The organism is Ornithinibacillus xuwenensis (assembly GCF_039614845.1).
Lineage (GTDB): Bacteria > Bacillota > Bacilli > Bacillales > Amphibacillaceae > Ornithinibacillus > Ornithinibacillus xuwenensis.
On sequence record NZ_JBDIML010000003.1, the window covers coordinates 469,229 to 487,952 of the forward strand.

Annotated in this window: 21 protein-coding genes; 8 read left to right on the forward strand and 13 right to left on the reverse strand. The window is 35.5% G+C overall.

Going from position 1 to position 18,724, the window contains the following annotated elements; all coding sequences use genetic code 11:
* Positions 1-149 precede the first annotated feature (149 nt).
* Complete coding sequence (locus ABC228_RS11840) at positions 150-302, reverse strand: small acid-soluble spore protein P (protein ID WP_345825349.1); 153 nt, start codon at positions 300-302, stop codon at positions 150-152.
* A gap of 523 nt (positions 303-825) precedes the next feature.
* Here ABC228_RS11840 and ABC228_RS11845 point away from each other — a divergent pair.
* The gene (locus ABC228_RS11845; protein WP_345825350.1) at positions 826-1,395 is read left to right on the forward strand and encodes a hypothetical protein; all 570 of its coding nucleotides are present in this window, start codon (positions 826-828) and stop codon (positions 1,393-1,395) included.
* A 187-nt stretch (positions 1,396-1,582) separates the two neighbouring features.
* Here ABC228_RS11845 and ABC228_RS11850 read toward each other — a convergent pair whose 3' ends face one another.
* The gene (locus ABC228_RS11850) at positions 1,583-1,717 is read right to left on the reverse strand and encodes a hypothetical protein (protein WP_345825351.1); all 135 of its coding nucleotides are present in this window, start codon (positions 1,715-1,717) and stop codon (positions 1,583-1,585) included.
* 53 nt (positions 1,718-1,770) lie between these two features.
* Complete coding sequence (locus ABC228_RS11855) at positions 1,771-2,703, reverse strand: manganese-dependent inorganic pyrophosphatase (RefSeq protein WP_345825352.1); 933 nt, start codon at positions 2,701-2,703, stop codon at positions 1,771-1,773.
* A gap of 175 nt (positions 2,704-2,878) precedes the next feature.
* On the opposite strand from ABC228_RS11855, the gene ABC228_RS11860 reads away from it, so the two are divergent.
* Positions 2,879-3,991, forward strand: a complete 1,113-nt coding sequence (locus ABC228_RS11860; RefSeq protein WP_345825353.1) for an NAD(P)/FAD-dependent oxidoreductase — start codon at positions 2,879-2,881, stop codon at positions 3,989-3,991.
* A gap of 78 nt (positions 3,992-4,069) precedes the next feature.
* Positions 4,070-4,216 (forward strand): hypothetical protein, encoded by a 147-nt coding sequence (locus tag ABC228_RS11865; RefSeq protein WP_345825354.1) that lies wholly within the window; start codon positions 4,070-4,072, stop codon positions 4,214-4,216.
* Positions 4,217-4,265: 49 nt separating this feature from the next.
* Here the strand turns inward: ABC228_RS11865 and ABC228_RS11870 are convergent, their stop codons facing one another.
* Entirely contained in the window at positions 4,266-5,936 is a 1,671-nt protein-coding gene (locus tag ABC228_RS11870; protein ID WP_345825355.1) for a diguanylate cyclase domain-containing protein, read from the reverse strand.
* A gap of 229 nt (positions 5,937-6,165) precedes the next feature.
* Entirely contained in the window at positions 6,166-7,491 is a 1,326-nt protein-coding gene (locus ABC228_RS11875) for a sensor domain-containing protein (RefSeq protein WP_345825356.1), read from the reverse strand.
* A 157-nt stretch (positions 7,492-7,648) separates the two neighbouring features.
* Between ABC228_RS11875 and ABC228_RS11880 the strand changes: the two genes are divergently transcribed.
* Positions 7,649-9,649 (forward strand): putative bifunctional diguanylate cyclase/phosphodiesterase, encoded by a 2,001-nt coding sequence (locus ABC228_RS11880; RefSeq protein ID WP_345825357.1) that lies wholly within the window; start codon positions 7,649-7,651, stop codon positions 9,647-9,649.
* Positions 9,650-9,657: 8 nt separating this feature from the next.
* Here ABC228_RS11880 and ABC228_RS11885 read toward each other — a convergent pair whose 3' ends face one another.
* Positions 9,658-10,623, reverse strand: coding sequence for a cation diffusion facilitator family transporter (locus ABC228_RS11885; RefSeq protein ID WP_345825358.1), 966 nt, complete (start codon positions 10,621-10,623; stop codon positions 9,658-9,660).
* A gap of 172 nt (positions 10,624-10,795) precedes the next feature.
* On the opposite strand from ABC228_RS11885, the gene ABC228_RS11890 reads away from it, so the two are divergent.
* A complete protein-coding gene (locus tag ABC228_RS11890; RefSeq protein ID WP_345825359.1) occupies positions 10,796-12,028 on the forward strand; it encodes a putative glycoside hydrolase in 1,233 nt (410 codons plus the stop codon).
* Between the two features lie 64 nt (positions 12,029-12,092).
* Here ABC228_RS11890 and ABC228_RS11895 read toward each other — a convergent pair whose 3' ends face one another.
* Positions 12,093-12,989: a DMT family transporter gene (locus tag ABC228_RS11895; RefSeq protein ID WP_345825360.1), complete on the reverse strand. Its 897-nt coding sequence runs from the start codon at positions 12,987-12,989 to the stop codon at positions 12,093-12,095.
* 147 nt (positions 12,990-13,136) lie between these two features.
* Between ABC228_RS11895 and ABC228_RS11900 the strand changes: the two genes are divergently transcribed.
* A complete protein-coding gene (locus ABC228_RS11900) occupies positions 13,137-13,334 on the forward strand; it encodes a gamma-type small acid-soluble spore protein (RefSeq protein WP_345825361.1) in 198 nt (65 codons plus the stop codon).
* 13 nt (positions 13,335-13,347) lie between these two features.
* Positions 13,348-13,650: a DUF3892 domain-containing protein gene (locus ABC228_RS11905; RefSeq protein WP_345825362.1), complete on the forward strand. Its 303-nt coding sequence runs from the start codon at positions 13,348-13,350 to the stop codon at positions 13,648-13,650.
* A 347-nt stretch (positions 13,651-13,997) separates the two neighbouring features.
* Here ABC228_RS11905 and ABC228_RS11910 read toward each other — a convergent pair whose 3' ends face one another.
* The 4 genes from ABC228_RS11910 to ABC228_RS11925 form a co-directional block, all read right to left on the reverse strand.
* Positions 13,998-14,177 carry a hypothetical protein gene (locus ABC228_RS11910; RefSeq protein ID WP_345825363.1) on the reverse strand — a complete coding sequence of 60 codons (180 nt, stop codon included), beginning with the start codon at positions 14,175-14,177 and terminating at the stop codon, positions 13,998-14,000.
* A 182-nt stretch (positions 14,178-14,359) separates the two neighbouring features.
* Positions 14,360-15,151 (reverse strand): alpha/beta fold hydrolase, encoded by a 792-nt coding sequence (locus ABC228_RS11915; protein ID WP_345825364.1) that lies wholly within the window; start codon positions 15,149-15,151, stop codon positions 14,360-14,362.
* A 202-nt stretch (positions 15,152-15,353) separates the two neighbouring features.
* Positions 15,354-15,914 carry an MEDS domain-containing protein gene (locus tag ABC228_RS11920; protein ID WP_345825365.1) on the reverse strand — a complete coding sequence of 187 codons (561 nt, stop codon included), beginning with the start codon at positions 15,912-15,914 and terminating at the stop codon, positions 15,354-15,356.
* A 23-nt stretch (positions 15,915-15,937) separates the two neighbouring features.
* Positions 15,938-16,720: a helix-turn-helix domain-containing protein gene (locus tag ABC228_RS11925; protein WP_345825366.1), complete on the reverse strand. Its 783-nt coding sequence runs from the start codon at positions 16,718-16,720 to the stop codon at positions 15,938-15,940.
* Positions 16,721-17,092: 372 nt separating this feature from the next.
* Here ABC228_RS11925 and ABC228_RS11930 point away from each other — a divergent pair, with 372 nt between their 5' ends.
* Positions 17,093-17,422, forward strand: a complete 330-nt coding sequence (locus ABC228_RS11930; RefSeq protein ID WP_345825367.1) for a hypothetical protein — start codon at positions 17,093-17,095, stop codon at positions 17,420-17,422.
* A 112-nt stretch (positions 17,423-17,534) separates the two neighbouring features.
* Here the strand turns inward: ABC228_RS11930 and ABC228_RS11935 are convergent, their stop codons facing one another.
* Both ABC228_RS11935 and ABC228_RS11940 read right to left on the reverse strand, forming a co-directional pair.
* Positions 17,535-18,179, reverse strand: a complete 645-nt coding sequence (locus ABC228_RS11935) for a GyrI-like domain-containing protein (RefSeq protein WP_345825368.1) — start codon at positions 18,177-18,179, stop codon at positions 17,535-17,537.
* 43 nt (positions 18,180-18,222) lie between these two features.
* Positions 18,223-18,699, reverse strand: coding sequence for a GyrI-like domain-containing protein (locus tag ABC228_RS11940; protein ID WP_345825369.1), 477 nt, complete (start codon positions 18,697-18,699; stop codon positions 18,223-18,225).
* Between the last annotated feature and the right edge of the window lie 25 nt (positions 18,700-18,724).

Genomic DNA, 18,724 nt, shown 5'->3' on the forward strand with positions numbered 1-18,724 from the left:
TATTTATCACCTTTTCCAGCAATGTACGAAAGGATTCATATGAATATATAGAATGAATCCCTGAACTTTCCCACTATTATTTTTATAATAGGTTAACCTATCACTAGAAGCAATAGAAAAAGACAGCCGAATGACTGCCTTTAACCTATCTATAACCCATGATGTGGATTATGTTTCTGACGTGAGTGATTTTTATTCTTAACCTTTTTAGATCCATCTAAGCCTTCACCATATGGCATCTCTGGTCCTAGAGGAAGATTAGGTTGCTTCTGCTGTTTTGGTCCCTTAGGTCTTCCACCCATATTTTTACCTCCTTTCAAGGTATGTCTTTAGTGTTGGGAGGAGGTGAAAATTTATGCATATGTACGTTTATATTAAAGAAGGTAGTAGCTACCTAATAGATAGCTACTACCTTCATTTAAACTAGAGGAATTATAATGGATAGACTTTTCTACCAATTAATTAAAATAACGCAATAAGAAGCGCGATTAACAAAATAATTGGAGTGAAGATTACGAACCATACAAACAACAAGATTAATGCTGCTAACATCCAACTCACCTCCCATAGTGTTCTATGAGATCTCACATTAATAAGCTATGAAAAGGTACCTTTTTAGTTTGGACGAAATAACCTCTCTATTGAAAAATGGTTGAATCAAGTAGGATTTATATACTATTAATGCGATAAACACCCTTGTTTCTAGTAGGCAAGCATATATTTTATAGTAATTCCCAGGAAAAGATAGTCATCTACACTTACTAATGTTGAACATATAACGTACCTATGTATAGTAAGCGAACAAAGAAAAAGGTGGTGAACTGATTGAAACAATCCAGCTTTAAGAAAACGGCAGCAGGGAAATATAAGGAATTAAAAACTAATAAAACGCATCCCCAGAAAATTCAGCCTCCAGAAAAGCAATCTTCACATCAAGTGAGTGACGCACCAAACCATTCCCCTAAAAGCACAAAAATATATCCAATAAACGCTGCTACAAAGTCTAATAAAGAAAAAACATCTAAACAAAAAAGTGGTGATGGTGTGAATGAGTTAGAAGCATTAATTAGAGAAAAAATAAAGGAAATATTTTCGACCATAAAATCTGAAAAAGGAAAAGCATATGTAAAAAATATGCTTTCAAGTGCAGGGAAATATTTACAACAAAAATCATTCAAAGGGGTGATGAATACGATGTCTAAGGATAAAAAAATGTCCGATGTCCTAAAGAATCTCGGTGATAATGTTGACACATCTGAGATGCTTAAAACAATGATGAATGATCCTGCAATGAAAGAGACTGCAATGGATATGATGCAGGAAATGATGAATGATGAAAAAAAGATGGCAGAGATGACCGAAATGATGTCTAAAATGTTAAATAAAGAAGACTAAACAAGTATCTATTTTCTCTATTAAAACTATTAGAAATGATGAAAACATACTAGCAACTATTACTTCCTATCATATGCTATTACGAGAAAGGAGGTAATATAATGATTCAAAACTTTCAAACCAAAGCACAAGCTGAGATGCAAAATATTAAAAATAAATTCAACCAAAATGTAAGTAACCTTCGTAATCAAATGTCCTCAATGAACACCTCAGACAAATCGATGAACCAAGTTGTAAGCAGCATTGTAAATAAGATTAAAAATATGAAGTAGCATTTAGATTGTTCCTGCAGCCATTCATCACCGTAGAAGTATACTTCCATTAAAAAACCTCCAGGTACACTTAACTTAACCTGGAGGTTCTTTCATTTAATAATTATTTTGTAAAAGCATCTGTTAAAGCTGTTACAATTTGTTTCTTACGAGATACTACACCTTTTAATAACGCTCTATTATTAGAGTCTAAGGATGCACCAAATGCTTCTTCTACTTTGTCTTTACCAGTACCACGAGCAAATACCTCAGAATCATTGTTTAAAATATCCGTGACGACGAATAGGAATAAATCTAATCCCTTGTCATTTATCGCTTTATCCATTTCTTCTTCTAACTCCGATTGAAGCTCATATACTTTACTTGCATCAACTGTATTTACCTGTGCGATTTCAACCTTAGCATTCCCCATCGCAAATTCTTTTGCGTCCATTGTAATTAATTCCTGTGCTGATTTATCACTTAAATCAGCTCCAGCTTGCAGCATATCAAGACCATACTTATCAAGATCAACTCCTGCTATTTTAGCTAATTCATGGGCAGCATCAATGTCTTCTTGTGTACAAGTTGGTGACTTTAATAATAATGAATCAGAAATGATAGCAGATAATAATAAGCCTGCTATTTCCTTTGTTATCGCTACACCATTTTCTTTATATAGCTTATTCAAGATAGTTGCTGTACAGCCTACTGGCTCAGCGCGAAAATAAAGTGGCTCCTTTGTTTCAAAATTAGAAACACGGTGGTGATCAATTACCTCTGTAATTCGAACATCTTTAATATTGCTAACACTTTGTTGAAACTCATTATGATCCACTAAAATAACATCTTTAACATCTTCTGGAACTGCTTCAATAAATACAGGTGCCTCTACTTGGAAGTAATCTAATGCAAATTGTGTTTCTTTATTTACTTCTCCAAGTCTAGCAGCCTCTGCATGAACACCTAGCTTTGCTTTTAAATTGGCATATGCCAATGCAGAGCAAATAGTATCTGTATCAGGATTTTTGTGACCAAAAACGAGCGTTTTTTCCATCTTCATTCTCCTTTATATGTATAGCATTTTTTAACATTTCATATTCAGTTACAAGATTACCATAAATTATTGTTGGATTAAATATTTATTCTATGTACCTAATCATATTTTACAAATTCAACAATTGTTTTTATAGTTATGAGTATAGAAACTATAGATGAAGAGGATTTTTACAATGAAGCGATATATTATAGTTGGCGCCGGAATATTAGGGGCGACCACAGCTTATAAACTAGCGAAAGCAGGTGCAGAGGTCCTTATTGTTGACCGTCCAGATACTGGTCAAGCTACTGATGCAGCTGCAGGGGTAATTTGTCCCTGGTTATCCCAGAGGAGAAACAAAGCTTGGTATCATCTAGCAAAAAATGGTGCCAAAATCTATCCCGACTTAGTAGAAGAACTTCAAAAAGATGGCGAAGAGGATACAGGCTATGCAAAGGTAGGTGCGCTTAGCCTTCATCAGGATGAAAAAAAATTAACTACGATGAAAGATAGAGCACTAAAGCGTAGAGAGGATGCTCCTGAAATTGGAGAAGTAAAGCTACTCAATTCTCTTGAAACAAGAGCGCTTTTTCCCATGGTAGATGCAACGTATTCCTCTGTTCACGTTGCAGGTGCTGCAAGAGTTGATGGACGAGCTTTTCGAAATGCGCTACTTCGCGCAGCTGAAAAACATGGTGCTGCGTTTATTCATGGAAATGCAACCCTTTCCTATACAGGAAAGAACGTAAATGGGATATTTATCAATAAAAAACGCTATGAGGCTGATACTGTCATTGCTACCTGCGGGGCATGGATGGCTGATTTCCTCCGCCCGTTAGGAATCGAATTTCAGTCATCCTTCCAAAAGGGACAAATACTACATCTAGAATTACCAAATGTGGATTCCTCAAATTGGCCCGTTTTAATGCCTCCAACTAGTCAATCGATTGTACCATTTCAACACCGTATTATTGTTGGTGCGACACATGAGAATGATACAGGCTTTGATCATCGTGTAACAGCCGGGGGAATTCAGGATATACTTTCAAAAGCATTACAAGTCCTACCCGGTCTAGAACAAAGTGCCATCATTGAAGCTAGAGTTGGATTTCGCCCATTTACCCCAGGCTTTCTTCCTGTTATTGGGCGCTTACCAGAAATTAATGGATTATTAATTGCAAATGGACTTGGATCTTCAGGCCTGACAACTGGTCCATATTTAGGTACACAGCTTGCCAAACTTGCTCTAGGAGAAACAGTCGAGATTAATTTAGAAAACTATGATGTTCGGGAGGCAATTAAATAGATTCAGTTTACTTTAAATTCTAGTTTTGCTAAGCTATTAACGATAGATTAGACTGAACCTATTTAGAGGGTGATTTGTATGAAGGGAAAAATAATCGTATTTATAATCATATTATTCATCATTGCAGCGTTAGGACTAGCATGGTATCTACTTTGGAATGTTATCGAGAACTATAATCTTGATCTTAAAGCAGAAGCTGCTAAAAGCATCCTGCAATGGAAATAACCATTTACCCCAAAAAAAACGTCTTTACCGACTAGGTAAAGACGTTTTTTTACTGCTTCAAAAAATATTGATTGCCACCAGCATTCTTTGCTTCATAAAGGGCTTGGTCCGCATTTTTCATCAAGGATTCAAATGTATTCGCTTTATCTTTTGCTAATAAAGAAATCCCAATACTCGTGGTTGTCACAAACTTTGCATCTTCAATAACCCATGGAGCTTTTACTGCTTCAATAATTTCATCTGCTATTCCAATTACCTCTTCCTTATTTTCACAGTCTTTCATCAAAAGAACAAACTCGTCTCCACCAAGTCGTGCTAATGTATCTGCCTGGCGAATTTTCTTACCTACTCTTAGGGCAAATTCTGATATCGCTTTATCACCGACATCATGACCAAATGTATCATTAATTGATTTAAAATGATCTAAATCCATAATAATAACAGCTAATTTACTACCATCATGCTCATATTCTTCTAATGCTTCTTTTAGTTGCATATTAAAATATCGTCTATTTGGTAGTCCTGTTAAGGAATCATGGTATGCAAAGTATTTCAATTTATCTTCATAGTTTTTACGCATCGAAATATCTCTGGATAGAACAACCATCTGCTTAAACTCATTTTTATAATTGTAAACAGGAGAGCCTCTCAATTCAGACCATATCCACCCCATCGTTTGATGCTTCTGTCTAAATTGAGCAACCCAAGGCTTTCGATTCTTCTTAGATTGTTCAAATGACTGTAATAATGGTTGAATATCCTCTGGATGAACATTATGGTAAAAATCTTTTCCAATATACTCATCAGCATCAAAATTAAGCACATCGCGATAAGATGGTGAAACATAGGTTATTTTTCCTCTATAATCCAGCATAGTAATTAGATCACCAGAGTTCTCCGCAATAATCTCGAATTTATTTTCACTTTCATTATATTTGTTTTGAATTTTGATTTGTTCTGTCATGTCCTTACAAATCGCATAAATTCCCACTGTTTGATTATTGACAATAATGGGTGTAAACTTCACAATCGATTCAATCGTACGACCATTCTTATTCTTCATCTTAATCCGAAACTCTTCCAAAATACCATTAATAGCGATTTCAAAATACTTCTCTGCATTTTGAATATCCTGATCAACGACAAGTGTCGTATATGGAATACCAATCAGCTCTTGATAGGTATAGCCTGTAATTAATTCAAGTGAACGATTTCCTGCTACTATCATTCCATCCTCATCGATAGCAATAACAGCATCTAAATTATAATCAAAAAGAGATTGGTAGCGCTGTTTCCCTTCCACCAACATCTCATGTGCCTTTACAGCAGCCTGCTCTGCAATTTTACGCTCAGTAATATCTTTAACAACAGCAACAACACTAACACAGTTCCCATCATCATCAATGAGTGGCGTGAGCACATTCTCACCATAACGAGTTTCACCAAGCGGAGATGGATAGAGATCCTCATAAACGACACAATCTCTCGTCCTAATCGCTTCCTCATATTTTTGATGTAAGAAGTCAGCTGTTTGTTTATCTAATACTTCATAAAAGTTCTTCCCAATAATAGCATCCGTAAATCCTGCATACTTTTTTACTGCAAGATTAATAAAGTTATAGACAAACTGCCCATTATGGCCTAATTCCATAATGTAGACCATATCTTGAATTCCATTTAAGAGGACATTATTTAAGAATTTTTCTTTTTGTATCATCATATAATCTCACACTCTATCTATGAATTGACGTCGATTCTATAGACTTTATTACTATAGATTTTGCTATTTTTCTCGTGAGTATAGTTAAAAAATACTAAATAACTACTAGGAAAACAATAGGTCTTTTTGCCTATTAACGCTATACTAAACAAATCATTAGCAAGTAATTATTATATACAATTATAAATTATAATCATAATACTTGACTAATGAAAATTTTACCAATTGACTAACTTTTATTGTAAAATGAATAATCAAAACCATTTCTCTTAGCATGATACAAGGCTTCATCAGCAAATTTTATTAAATCGTTTCTTTGCCTAGCATGTGTCGGAAATATCGCAATCCCAATCGTCATGCCAAAAAGAATCCGAGCATTATTAAAGTGTAATGGCTCATGCATACTCTTAATTATTCTTTCTGCTATATTTTCCACCAATTCCTTAGTCTCAATATCCGGTAAAATAACCCCAATCTCGTCGCCACCTAATCTTGCTACGATATCGGTCTTTCTGACGGCAACCTGGATTCGTTTCGCCATCTCCTTAATAACAGCATCACCAGTATCATGGCCAAAGCTATCATTAATTTTCTTAAATTCCTTCCCATCCAATATCATGAGTGCAACTGATTCATTTGTTAATACAGCCTTATCTAGTGCCCATGCTAGTTCCTCATCAAATACTCGTCTATTGGATAATCCTGTTAGATAGTCAAAATAGGCCATTTGGGCGAGCTGCTCCTGTTGTCGCTTAATTTCAGTAATATCTCTTGCCGTCCCAAATACACCTTCCATTCTATCATGAACTAGCAGTGGAATATTTGTAATTAGAAGGGTCAGTTTATTCTGGTTCTTATCAAGATAATCTACTTCATAACTTATTGCTTTTCTATCAGCTATACAAGCATTAAATTTATCCACTGTATTATCAACTTCAGTATCCGAAAGAAAATCTGTAAAAGAATTCCCAATTAATTCTGCTTGAGAATATCCCGCTAGCCGTTCAGCTGCAGGATTGCAGCTAATAAATCCCCCTTCTAAGTCCATTAAAAACATGGCATCAGGATGATTGAGGAATAACGCCTCATATTGCTGCTTACTAAATGCTAGCTGCTCTTGTTTTGACTGTAACGTTAATTTTAGCTCATGTAATTCTTGATATTGTTTCGCTCTTTCCGTTAAGTCACGCACAATACCGATGATGAATATACATTTACCATCATCAGATAATATTGGATTTAATGACACCTCACCAATTAATTCTAAGCTTTTTGTTGAATAATTTAGTTCAAACTTCTGTGGTCGTAGTGTTTGAGCAACCTTATTATATTGCGTAATTAACTGTCTGGATATATGATGTGGTACTACTTCTTCTATTATCTTCCCTCGAATCTCGTGATTTCTATAATTTAATACCTTACTAGTCGCCTCATTGATATATTCATACTTAAAATGGTCATTCTCTACCTTCATGATAAAGACCATATCTTCAATTGAATTCATGACATATTTAATTGCTTCAATATTTCCAAATGTATTAAAAAAGCTCTCCATAAACAAACATCCTCGTTTATAAGATAGTTGCCTATCACTAATTTCTGACTATAAGAAAATGCTACACTAATCAAATAATACTTTTTCAATTTTTGAAAGTTATGGTAAACTACTAAGTATCAAGTACTATTTCGACATTTTTTGACAGGTGAATATCATGACAAAACTTAGTATTAAAAGAATACCTATAAGTCTTTGGATTATTAGTGTATTGGTTATAGCTATTTCCATCTATATTGAAACCAATACACCAATTGAAACAGAGGGCATGTATTGGACAATTAATATCATTTTAGTGGCCATGTTTTCATACTATGGTGGTATTTATGGTGGGGTCGCTTTTATTGTGATTCTCAGTGGCATATATACCATGATGAACATTGTTGCCACTCCGAATGAACTTTCTGTTCAAAATTTGTTTCCATATGGAATCGGCTTATTTATTGCACTTTCAATTGGTACACTTGCTTGGAAAATTAAGACGAATGAAATTCAGCTAAAAAAGATATTTGAAAACAATGACATCACTTTTTGGACGTGGAATCAGGAAACTGATGAGCATATCTTTTCTGAAGGCTATGCCAGTATTTATGGTGTAACAAGTGACATTTTAAAAGAGAACCCAAATCTTTGGTTAGATGTAGTCCATCCGGATGATAAAGAAATTTTGTTGAATGCTTTAGAGCAACAACGGGCAGGGAAAAAAACTAGTATTACTTACCGATTTTTCCATGCTAGTGGTGAAGTAAGATGGATTCAAGATCGTGCAACCCCCTACATAGACAGACACGGTGAAGTAACCCGCGTAGATGGGGTAGTATTTGATATAACAAGTCAAAAAAAGGTCGAACAAAAAATGAATCAATTGATACATTATGATTCATTAACAGGATTGACCAATCGTAAATGGTTTCAAAATTATCTTGATACAGCATTAATTTCCACCAAAAAATATAGTCGCCCTTTGGCTATAATGTTTATTGATTTTGATAATTTCAAACGAGTAAATGACACGTTAGGACATAGTGCTGGTGATGAGCTACTGATTCGAATTGCTAATCGCCTCAAGACCATCCTAAGAGAAAGTGATATTGTTTCCCGACAAAGTGGTGATGAGTTTTTAGTGCTAGTTGAAAATCGTGAACTGCCAGAGATTGAGACACTTGCTAGGAAGATAATTCTTGAAATGAACGCTCCTTATTCCATAAACGGAACCGAGATTATTTCGACTCCTAGTATCGGAATTAGTGTTAATCATGATTGGGAAGACGATGCTGAAGCATTAATTAAAAAAGCTGATTTTGCAATGTTTTTAGCAAAGGAAAATGGTAAAAACAATTATCAGTTCTACAATGAAGAACTAAATAAAAAAATGAAACGAAAAATGATTTTAGAAACTTATTTACATAAAGCAATTGAGAAAGATGAACTTATCGTACATTATCAACCACAATTCGATATTGCAACCTATCAAATTTCCGGTGCTGAAGCACTACTTCGCTGGGAATGTGAGTTGGGAAAAATTCCGCCTGATGAATTTATTCCAATTGCAGAAGAAACAGGACTCATTATTCCAATCGGCGAATGGGTGCTAAGACAAGCTTGTCGAGATGTAAAACGGTTTCACGAGAAGGGATTTACGTCGTTTCCAATCTCCGTTAATATCTCAACCAGACAGCTTATGACTCCTAACTTTATTGATCGTGTAAGAAGCATTGTTTTGGAGGAAGACGTTAATCCTCAGCTACTAACACTAGAAATAACGGAAAGTGCTTTTCTTTATTATGAAGATGCCAAAGAAAACATTTTAGAGTTACGAGAGCTAGGTGTTGGCGTATCACTCGATGACTTTGGTATAGGTTATTCGTCTCTAAGCATGATTCGAAATATTGAAATTGATGAATTAAAAATCGATCGTTCCTTTTTAAATGATTCCTTTAAAAACAATCGTGTCCAATCCTTATTAGAAGCAATCATACAAATTGGTAAAAAAATAAATACAAAAGTAGTTGTTGAAGGAATTGAAACAAAGGAGCAAATTGAATTACTTGCTGTACATGAAGTTTATGGTCAGGGATATTATTATAGTAAACCGATACCTGTTCATGAATTTGAAGAATGGTGTCTAGGTTCTCGTGAAAGAGCGAAGAGTTTTTAATTCTTCGCTTATTTATTTTCCTTTTTTTCTTTCCAGGATTTAACCTCATCATCCTCAATAATACCCAATACAACATCCGCGATATCTGGTTCCCGTAATAAGCGATCGGTTAGCTTAAATTTAATATCATCCGCATCAGCCAGTGAAAATCCCTTTTTAAGTTCAACAGTCACTTCAACATGATACGTACGACCTTCTTGTATTACCCGTAAATAATAGATATCCATCACGGTTTCATCTGCTAATAAATCTTTTGCTATTTTATTTTCTACGTCTGCTGGTGCCGAAACGCCGATTAAGCCGACCATGTTATCATATCCAACCCGAAACGCCACAAATAGCATTAATATCCCAATAAAGATTGAAATAACCCCATCAGCCTGCAAAATATTGAAATACTGTGCCAAAACAATACCAATTATGGCAAGTACCGCACTAGAAGTGGCGACTAAATCCTCATAAAAAACTAAACGAGTTGCTGGAGAGGCTTTTCGTGCACCTTTAAAAGCTAATACAAAGATGTTTCCACTTTGTTCAAGATTGGCTTCTTCTTTAATTTCCTTCATTGCTTTTATTAAAATAAATCCATCAATAAGAAAGGACACAAGAAGGATGCCAACATTAAGTAAAAAATTGGTTGCCTCCTGAGGATGCTGAATGAGATGCCAGCCCTCTTTAATTGTTTCGTATGCCATAACCGTCACAACGATTACCGCAACCATACAAAATATATTAATGACTCTCCCGAATCCAATTGGAAAACGCTTGGAAGGCTTCATTTCTGAAAGAACGCTCCCAAAAAACACAAACCCTTGGTTAACTGCATCAGCGAGTGAGTGCATCGATGAAGCAAACATCGTCCCACTACCACTAATCACCGCTGCCACACCTTTAATTCCTGCCAAAAAAGCATTCCCTAATGCAGCTATTCCAGAAGATGTATTTCCCTTCTTAACAAGTTGAATAAATCCCATACAGATTCCCCCGAATAATTTTGTATGTTATCAATGCGTTCTTTATCCTTCCCTTAACCTACATTATCATGTATAAGAAAAAACAAACGCTTTTGCTAATAAATGACTCGAATACAAAGCATTCTGAGCGCACAATGTAAGAGCAAAAGGAGGGATTAATCTGATTAAACGGATGCTTACATTTTTCATATTATTCATGTTCATCACTGGATGTACGAATGACGCACAAGATGAAGCACAAACAACGCCCATCACACCAGATGGCGATTATGCTATAGATGATAACACTCCAATAAGTAATGAACGAATAAGCTCTGAAGACCCGGCGAATGCAACTGGGATATCCGACTTATTACAGGAAGACACATCTTTAGAGTCGAATCAAAAAGAGAATAAGAAAGATATTACGCCGAAGAAGCCTGATAAAGTAGAGGTTAAAGGGTTGTATTTAAACCGTACTTCAATAAAAGAAGAAAATATCCAGAAATATATTGACCTCATAAAAGGCACAAATCTTAACGCGGCAGTAATTGATATTAAGGATGATTTTGGCAAGCTAACGTATGATTCGAATATCGACTTAGTGAATCAAATTGGCTCCGATAGTAATCCCGCAACAAGAGATTTAGCAAAACTCATCAAGCGATTGAAAGAAGAAGGAATCTATACCATCGCTCGTATCGTTGTATTTAAAGACCCATATCTTGCTGCCAATAAAACGGATTTTTCGATGAAACGAAGTGATGGTAGCGTATGGCAGGATGCTGCAGGTACAAAATGGGTTGACCCATACAAAAAGGAAGTATGGAACTATATTACATCGATTGCTCAAGAAGCAGCCGACAGTGGATTTGATGAAATTCAATATGATTATATTCGATTTCCTGAGAATGGAAAAAAAGTAGATCAGGAAGTAGCCTTTGCCAATCCAGAAAACCGCACAAAAGCAGAAAACATTCTAGCTTTCCTAAACTATTCTAATGAACAGTTACAGGAATATCCCGTTTATGTTTCTGCTGACGTGTTTGGTCTCGTTACAACGGCTACCGATGACATGGGAATAGGACAGGTTTGGGAGAATATTTCCCCAAATGTGGACTATATCTCACCGATGACCTATCCTTCCCATTATGCACCAGGCTCATACGGCATTAAGAACCCGGATGCATCTCCATATGATGTTATGCTTCAGGCAATGCAAGACGCGAAACAACGAAATCAAAAGTTAAAGACCAACGGAAAGCACGCAGCCACTATTCGTCCTTGGATACAGGATTTCGATTATAAGCGTAGTTACACCATTCAAGACGTACAAAACCAAATAAAAGCACTAAACGATCAAGGAATAACACAATACCTCATTTGGAATGCAACAAACGTATATACTAAAGAAGCCTATAAATAACCGCAAAAAAACCGCTGATTAATCAGCGGTGTACATAGAATACTTCCATCTCAACAGACTATACTTACTCCCCAACAAACCTTTTATTTCCTTTAGGCTTCCTAATTGTTACCTCACTTATCAAGGTAGATCCTAGAATAAATATTCCGCCCACCATTTGTACAGCACTCATACTTTCGCTTAAGATAATTGCTGCCATCACCACAGCTGAAATTGGATCGATATAGCTCAATACCCCTATCGTTTGTCCTTTCAATTTCTTCATCGAAGAAAAGTATAATAAATAAGCAAACCCAGTATGTATAATACCTAAAACTAAAACCAAAATAATAGACTGCATACCTAAATTGGTATAGTTCATTTTTTCCGTAAACGCGACATACGGAAATAAGATAATGGAAGCAATTGATAATTGCATAACAGTTGTTTCATAATCCGATAAGTCTTTTATGAATTTATTGATTAAGATAACACTCGCATACAGTCCAGCTGCTAGTAATCCAAATGCAATACCAATTGGATGGTTATAGGATTGATTGATTAATCCTGCATCAGGCTGTACGACTAAAAACAACCCGACTAGTGCAATAACTATACTAAATCCCTTCTTCAACGTCCATTTTTCTCTTAGAAGAAATGGTGCTAAAACCATTACAAACACTGGCGCGAAATAATAGCTTAATGTAGCATTTGAAATTGTCGTGTACTGATATGCTTCAAAAAGAAAAATCCAATTGAATCCCATCGCTGTACCTGATATTACCAGGAACAACAAATTACGTTTTGTTGTTTTAAAATTAAATTTTTGTCTGATAAAGAAGCTGGCTCCTATTAAAAACAAACTTCCAATAGCTCCTCTAAAAAGTGCAATTTCACTGGAAGAAAGGTTAATATTTTTCACAAACAACCCAATGCTTCCAAACAGAAGCATTACCAAGATAAATGATGCCTTTGCCTTCATGCATGTCTCCCCCTATTGCTACAAAAAGCCTTCCATTTTGTTTCCTTATTATCTCATGTGACAGTTTAAAAAAACAGAAATTTAATATTATTTCTAGAGTATTCATTTAGAAAGTAACACAACATAACAATAAAAAGGAGTCTCTGTATGAACGAAAAAAATTCCTTTACGGTTGCGGGAACTAATATAGAAGAGGTAAAACAGAAAAATGCCAATTCAGGTCTTTCCTATAATGAGGTAAAAGAATTGTTAGCGAGGACGACTGGAGGTCATGGGACATCCATCTACAGTGATACCGATCCAGAAGCGGTAAAAAAACAAATACAAGACGACACGCATTCATAAGGAGGTTTTAATTTTGACAGAAAAAAACTTCGAACAAATCTACAACGACTATAGAAATAAGCATGAAACAATTTCGAATGAAGAAGCTCCTAATGATACAGAAAAGATTGTCGCAGTCCGCAAAAATCACAGTGGTGACATTATTGCATTTAAGACAAATTCGGGCCGTGAGTTGGATTATATCACTGCTTTAGAAGAAGCAAAAGCAGGTCACTTAGCTCACATTGATGTATTCCATAAGTACGGGCGCGATATAATACGTAGTGAGCCTGATGGAATTAAGGAAAACAATCTGGATAATTTACCTCTATTTTAAGATATAGAGGAAGGGACAAAAGTATTTTTAGCAAGGAAAAAAACGAACGATTATAGCTTGTGCATATATTCCGATCCGGAAATATACTTCGCTTTCACTTCCAGTACAGGGGCGACAACTGTTCGTGAGCAACCTCACAGTGTCTACCTTGCCGTGGGCAGCTGGTGAGCCTCCTCGCGCTAGCGCACTGCGGGGTCTCACCGATGCCTTTCCTCCCGCAGGAGTCTACGTATATTTCCGGATCTAGTTTAGTTTATCGTTCGGCCTTTCAGAATTACCTTTTAGTTTTGTCCCAGCTCCATAAAAAAACTTAGTTGTCAGGATTATAGCTGGGTACATAGAAAGGGTTACTCAGGCTTCCTTTCTTGCTTTTTCTTGTCCAAATAAACCCATGTGTAATAAGTTACCCAAAATAATAGGACACCTATAATGGCATACTGCTTATACTCAGAGGGTAAATAAATGGATAACAAAATGACAATTAGTACAAATGGAGGTAAGAGTATCAGATATTTTTTCCAGTGCATCCCAAAAACTCCCATCAATAAAAACACGCTGCTTTGATCATTAACAGAGAAAAAGCATAAATCTATCCCCTGACCGTATACCTTATTATGTAGGGCCCTAAGCATCACAAAGTAATCACTATCCTACTATCATAACAAAAAAACAGTAGAATTAGACATTCTTCTGTTTTTTCATGTACGTACTATTGCATAAATTGAACGACTAAATCATTAAATTTTTCACGTTCCTCCCAAAAGCCACCATGACCACTATAATAAAATGGAATAAGCTCTGATTTTGGTATCATTTGATTTAATTGCTGTGCCTGTTTAAATGGGATTACGCTGTCATGTGTACCGTGAATAATTAAAGTAGGGGCAGCTATTTTCGGAAGGTCTTCATATACATTTTCGTCTCGAAGTAGTTTAATCACTGCTGCGGTTGACCAGCCTGCTGCTTCTAAGCCCATTTGAAAGAACCAATCAGAGAATGGCTTCGTAATATATTGAAAGAAAAAGTTATCCGTTACACCCTGCATCATCTTTGGCCGGTCATTTAACGTTTCTTCTAGTAGCTTATTTGCATTTTCCGCTGTAAATCCAATTGGTGCTGCTGCGTCAACCAGTACAAGCTTCGATACCCCATGGCCATTGTACTTAGACATATATCGTATTGCAATGGCACCTCCTGTCGAATGCCCAACAAGTGTCACATCCTTTAATTGGAGTGCTTGGATCACAGCATGGATATCAGCTGCTAATCGATTATACGTATAGCCATGTATTGGTTTATCTGATTTACCGAACCCTCTCCAATCAATACCAATACAACGATATTCCTTACCAGCAAGCACATCAAACTGGTATTCAAATTGTTTATGACTTAATGGCCAACCATGGATAAATACGATTGTCTTATTACTCTTATTACCACTCGGATTAACATCCTCTACAAACAAATTTACACCTTGCTCTACCGGAACATAATATCCCATTAAATCCCTCCTTAGCTATTGGCTTAACACAATACGATATTCAGCACGTGAACTATAGGTGAGAACCTATAGCCAAGGAGAATTTTGAAAGTAATAAAATCCGCAACCCGAAGACCCAATATTACAATCTAAATAACTCTAACCCATTTTATTTGGGTTAGAGTTTATAAAACCGTGGTATTTTTTAAGTACATACAACTATCTAACTTGTTTTTTGATAAAAAGGAGATTTAACAATTTCTAAGTCGGTCATTAAATATTCATGACTCCGCATCAACTTGGTTTGAAGTGCAGCAGTAATGTCATATGAGTCATAAGCACATACTGACATTATCCCTAAATCGCTCACCGCACAATCAGCTAGTTTTTCAAACTCATCTAATTTTTCTATTATATTATCCTGGTTCATCCATTCAACATGAGCCCATGTTCGCATGACAATGTTTTGAGCTAAAAAAGGATCCAGTAGTCCGCTAAACTTTTCAATAATGTTATGTATGTCAAAGGAATGATAATAATTATAGTAGCTTAAATTATTGATATAGTGAATGTAAGCTTGTTGTTCCTTAGGAAGATTTAAGATAAACTTTTTTTCTAATTCATTATATATAGCTGGATTCTCGATAACTATGAGATGATGCTTTCTTTTTAATCCCTCTTCAATATAAGCTTCTAAATTTTGCAGATAGCATTGATGCGCTTGAAAAAAATATAGGATGTGCGCTCTATTTTGTACTTCAAGATATTTTGTCAATCTTACCATGTTCTTCTCACCTTTATTCAATTTTAATTCGTATTATCTTGCCTAAAAAATGAAGGAAACACTTTAAAATTTTTACCGGAATCATAAAATGGAGAGAGGACTATTTCCATATCGGTCATTAAGTAGGGAAATTTTCTCATCATTTTAATATAATTATCGGAGGATAGTTCTTTAGCATTATAAGAAGAAACAGAGAAAGTATTTTGATAATGAATGTTTAATTGATTTGCCTTCAACATTTTAGTCAACTTAGCTAAGGTTCCACTTTGTTCATCCAAGCTCCAAAAATGAAAGTTTGTAATCTTTAGTTTGTATTTTTTAATCATGGAATCAACTTGTTCAAGCTGCAGATCAACGTCTCTATCTTTATTAATGAAGTATATATTCTTTATTTCAATTGATAGTTTATTTAAATATTTCGTGACTACCGCCTTGGTATGATCACTTTCTATTAAAAAGCATAAACTATCATTTTTCACACCAGACAGCAAAAATAAAATTAGATTCGAAATATATGCTTCAGTACTCTCATAGAGATAAAGTGTTTTCCCTTTACTCAACTTGTTAAAATACTCCGATATCGAAATTTTATCACGTTGCAGATCCTTTAATAGACTTTCCTCGAAGAACAGCCTTGGGTCAAAATCTAGTACCTTAGCTATATTTATCGCTACTTCAATTCCTGGGTTTCGCTTTCCATTCTCAAGCTGGGAATAATAGCTTCTATCAATAAATGCTTCATTGGAAACCTGCTCCTGAGTCATGTTTTGAGATTTCCTTATCGTTATTAACCACTCTCTCTTCATATATATCCTCCAATCCCCTTACCTAAATCTAGTTAACCTATTAAATTAGATTAGATTTAAGGATACAAAGCTATTGAAACATAGAGTATGTAAACACTTCCATGGTAATTATTTCATCCGATTCGTTGAACTAACTTTTTAAGTGTAACAAAATTCAGGCATCTATAGTGTGTCTATTTGTCACGGTTATCTTTTCAAGTCTATCATCAAAATGTGGCTAATTGAAACTTTATTCGCTCATATAGAGGGTATAAAATGAATAATAGGTATTTTGCACGATAGTAAAGATAAAGGAAATGGTAATTCAGCATCGAGAGATTCTTTCATGACTGAGCATTTGTTTTGTCGGACTTTTGGGGTGAAGTAAGAGCAATGGTAGAATGTAATAATGACCATCATGTATATGAGGAATTTATTTGGGAAGCATATAGCACATTAAATCTATTAAAGAGCTGGCGAGAAGATGGGCCAATAGACTCACACGATTTAAAAAACATCCAAATACACTTTAAAAGCATGAAACAATTCAATGGTAGTAAATATCCAGACACGACAAAAATAGTTGAGAGCTTAAGACAAACACAAAGCTTACTACAATATACATATCAACAAACACTTGTTGACGAAGCAATCACCCAAACAGAAAAGGATATTTATAACTTGATAATTAAAAATGACAGAAAAATACTGCAAGGTTGCTAGCTTTTTTGGTAATAACCATTGAATAGTGAAAGCCGCTTCAAGAGAAAAATTCTCGAGCGGCTTTTTGGAATTGATATAAATCGAATGAATTTATCCAAGAGACAGGACGTGTTTATCCCTCTTTAACTGGATACAATATGTCAAAATCAAAAGCTTGAATTTGGTCAGCTGGAACTTCAAACGTATTAAATTTATCTAATCGATTTGGTTCAAGCGAGAAGGCATTTGGCCCATCATCAAGTTGATAGCCTTCTTCATTCATCCATTGACTTAAATAATTGTAACGAAGGTCCATTTGTTCTCTACTAAAGCAACGGCATTCGATTTTAGCGTACTTCCTTTCTGGGATGGTTACAAGTTGAAACTCAGCAGGAATAGTTGTAATCGTATTTACTTTGACGCCCACCCAAAGTTCTATAGAACCGTCAGGCTGTACCATATCTGCTTGATTATAAAAGACTATCCCCTCATTCTCTTCTACTAAAATAGATCGATCAGGAGCAATAACATCCTGTAATCTCCTCCAGCCTTTTCGAACCTCTTTGCCCGCTTCAAAGTTCTTCATTTTCCCTTTCACTTTTGTTGCCAGCATTTGGAATGAATCCACCTTAACAAGAGTTGCTTCCAATTTCTGTTCACCTCCCTGCTCTTTTTGCTCTCCTAAAATTACCTTCAAAGATTGCGGAATCGGTTGCGGCTTATAATCCTCAATTGGAAGGGGTTTTGCATTCAATTTTGATACTTCTTTTTCATTCATAGACGTTTCTCCTTTACTTCTATTTTTTGATGGATAAATTTCTTCATATTACAGCGTCACACAGTTCAACACGGAGTTCTTCAGAGGAGATTTCTTCCATTTGATAAAACTCCAAACTCCAATTGTTCGTTGCGCGTGTTAAACCATGTTCTGCAATCCATTGATGCAGGATTTGATAACTGTTCCCAATATCATATTTAGGTCCATTGTGCATGAAGGAAGCGTACTTATGGGAAGGAATTGTTAAGGCAACCATTCCATCTGGTATGTCATTAAACCTAGATACAGGAACACCAATCCAATAACCATCCTCCTCAGCAGCTTGCGTTTCAACCTTAAACGCTCCTATTTGTCTCGTATCTACTAGATAACGAATCTCATTGACTCTTTCTTCAAGTTCTTTTGCCGCCTTTGGTATTTCTTTTTGATACGCATCTCCCTCACAAAGGACACGAAACCCTACCAATTTAATCTCGCCGAATTCCTTTAGAACGTTTTCTGTACGAATATGATTTGGCATAGAATACCACCTTTCAGCTTTTCCT